Annotated in this window: 6 protein-coding genes; all 6 read right to left on the minus strand. The window is 30.9% G+C overall.

The window, feature by feature from the left end; all coding sequences use genetic code 11:
* Nucleotides 1-68: 68 nt before the first annotated feature.
* Nucleotides 69-440 (minus strand): HNH endonuclease signature motif containing protein, encoded by a 372-nt coding sequence (locus tag ACNDLV_RS07275; protein ID WP_080966432.1) that lies wholly within the window; start codon nucleotides 438-440, stop codon nucleotides 69-71.
* A gap of 397 nt (nucleotides 441-837) precedes the next feature.
* Complete coding sequence (locus ACNDLV_RS07280; protein WP_265666487.1) at nucleotides 838-966, minus strand: hypothetical protein; 129 nt, start codon at nucleotides 964-966, stop codon at nucleotides 838-840.
* A 186-nt stretch (nucleotides 967-1,152) separates the two neighbouring features.
* On the minus strand, nucleotides 1,153-1,410 hold the full coding sequence (locus ACNDLV_RS07285; protein ID WP_048598060.1) for a hypothetical protein: 258 nt from the start codon (nucleotides 1,408-1,410) through the stop codon (nucleotides 1,153-1,155).
* Between the two features lie 2 nt (nucleotides 1,411-1,412).
* Nucleotides 1,413-1,598, minus strand: a complete 186-nt coding sequence (locus tag ACNDLV_RS07290; protein WP_048598062.1) for a hypothetical protein — start codon at nucleotides 1,596-1,598, stop codon at nucleotides 1,413-1,415.
* Nucleotide 1,599: 1 nt separating this feature from the next.
* Complete coding sequence (locus ACNDLV_RS07295) at nucleotides 1,600-2,106, minus strand: hypothetical protein (protein ID WP_048598064.1); 507 nt, start codon at nucleotides 2,104-2,106, stop codon at nucleotides 1,600-1,602.
* A gap of 199 nt (nucleotides 2,107-2,305) precedes the next feature.
* Complete coding sequence (locus ACNDLV_RS07300; RefSeq protein WP_048598067.1) at nucleotides 2,306-2,557, minus strand: hypothetical protein; 252 nt, start codon at nucleotides 2,555-2,557, stop codon at nucleotides 2,306-2,308.
* Between the last annotated feature and the right edge of the window lie 95 nt (nucleotides 2,558-2,652).

Below are 2,652 nucleotides of genomic sequence, written 5' to 3' on the forward strand. Positions count from 1 at the left end.
CCCTATCGACTATGGGGTACCCTTGTTCGGTTGGTAATCAATTTATAGCCCTTTGAATTTGTAACGGTTTATAACGGTGGGTAATAACCAAGCTTATGAATTTTTTCATGACAAGGCTTGCACAATGCTTGCAAGTTGTTGTAATTTAATCTATATGAATAATTGTTATATACATCTTTTATATGATGAACATCAGTTGCTAAACTATATATATTATTTTTTAAACACCTTTCACATAATGGATTCCGTGCAAGCTTTAAGCTTCTTAGATTCTTCCAAGCCTTTGACTGATAGAACTTTCTATAGTTCCTTGTTGCTTCCCTGTTCATTCTTATGCGGTCGTATTGCCTAGAATAGTAGTTAACATGTTTCTTACAATACTTATATTTGATGCTTATTAAAGCATTACAACCGCTTTTATTACATTTGTGTAGTATCATATATAAACACCCTTAAACCGCTTAAAATGCTTTTTATAGCCTTATAAAGCTATTGCCCTTTTAAGGTATATAAGCATAGTACTATATATAAAAGCTTTAAAAGTACTAAAAAAGTACCAAGTTGAAAAACTCAAACAGTCGCACGATGGTTATATTTAAATAGATACAAATATAACTACATACATATATAAGATTGTTGAATCTAAAACAGTTGAAAGAATTCAATTAGAAAAATAAACATAAAAAAATAGACCACTAGCACAATTAAAAAAAGTCTAGTAGTCTATATAGTTATATATGTATAAGGTAGTCAAAAGCTCAAAGCTTGACGCCTTAAAAAGAAAAATGATAACATAATAAAAAGGGCTAAGCCTTTAAGCCTAGCCCCTAAAATGTATTACTTAGCCATTTTATAAATTACTAAGATTTGAGTTACTATTATCAGTAATTTAATAACAATGTCTAAGCAATCTTTTATAACGGCTATTCTATAGCCGTTTTTATTTTTGCTTTTTTTCTTTGCCATTGTCTTGCTCCTTTCTAGTAAGGTTGTTCCTTAACCTTACATATATTATAATATCATAGTAACTATATATAGTCAATAATAAAACAATAAAAAAAGCGCTATTTTTTGCGCTTTTCTGAAGAAACTATATAACCAAATAAAGAAACCAATAAAGCTATTATAATTATATCCATTGTTTAACTCCTTCTAATTTAATGCAATTGTTGCGCCGTCGCTTTTGCCGTCCTTGTCAATGTTGGCGCCTATATCAGTAAGTACTTTTTTCTTAGTATTAACTTCTACAATTATTTGACCGTCGTTATATTTTTTATATTTGATTTTAGTGTTTTTGTCAATTTTTACAGTCTTATAATCTGTATCAGCTTCAACCCTTGGGACTAAATAAGTATATAAAGCCCCTAACATTACAACCACTAAACCGCCTAAAATTACTAATTTTTTCATTTCTATAACAGTCCTTTTTCTTCAAAAAAACTTAAGTCGATGTATGCCATTGTCGGCTTGGTTTGAATGTAAAAGCCACAAGCTCCCAAAATATACAAAACTTTTTCTTTACTGTCTTTTACATTATATTTTTTTATAAATTTTTCTATTTCTTTGTCTATTTTTTGCTTTTTTTCTAATTTATTCATTTTAGAACTCTCCCCAGTTTTCTGCTTCTTCTTTGCTCAATGAAATAACTTCTTTTTGAACGTTAAACGTGTGGGAGTCTAGCCACTTGCCTAATTTAAGGCGGTAAAGCGTTTTAAAATCGTGATAAAATAATTTATCTAATGTTTTTATTGCTGCTTCGTCGTCGTCAAATTGCCAGGGGTCAAGTGGATCGATTGCATTATTTACAATTAGATAAACAATATTGTTGTAATTTTCTTTATAATCTTCTTCAGTGCTTACCAAATCATAACCAGGGCCCCAGGCTTTTGAATCGTATTTATAAACTAATCTAATGTACAAGCCCTTTTCTTGTGCTTTCTCTTGAATTTGTTCAATGTTGGCAGTCTTTAAATTCAACCCCGTTAAATTTTTAAGAACGTTGTTAACAACCGCCCCGCCCTGTTTTTTAGGGTTGAACTTGTAAACTTTAAAGCCGTTAACATTTTTCAAATCTAAGTAATTGTATTCTTCTATTAATTTTTGCATAATAAAAACCCTTTCTATAGGGCTTTACAATTTGAAACTATTTAACTATAATTAAATAGTCTTATTAATTATAAAGCCGTTCAACTTTTTATATTTTTAAGGCGTTGCCCGTCAAGTGTTCCCGCACTTGATGGGCTTTTTTTCTTTCGCCTTACATATATTATAGTATCATGGTAATTATATATAGTCAATAACAAAATTATTTTTCTTTTAGTTTTTTTTCCCTTTCTAAAATAAGGCCCCTTAATTCGTTTAATTGTTTTAGTGTTGCTTTATTTTTTATATAAGTTTTGCAATTGTTATATGGTAATCTTTTTCGCTGCTTTTCTTGTAATTCTTGGGCGTATTCATCACCAGCGGCGGCCCTTGCTTTTACCCGCGCGCGGTATTCCCTTGATTTTTGGGCGCGGTACTTTCTCACTTCGTCGGGGTTGTTCCAATCTATTGACACTAGTCCCACCCCTTCACTGATTTTTGAATTACTTCAAACAATTCCGGGCATTCTGTTTTGATTTGATCAATTAAACCATTTAAGGCCGCTTCTTG

This window comes from Lactobacillus fornicalis (assembly GCF_055362665.1).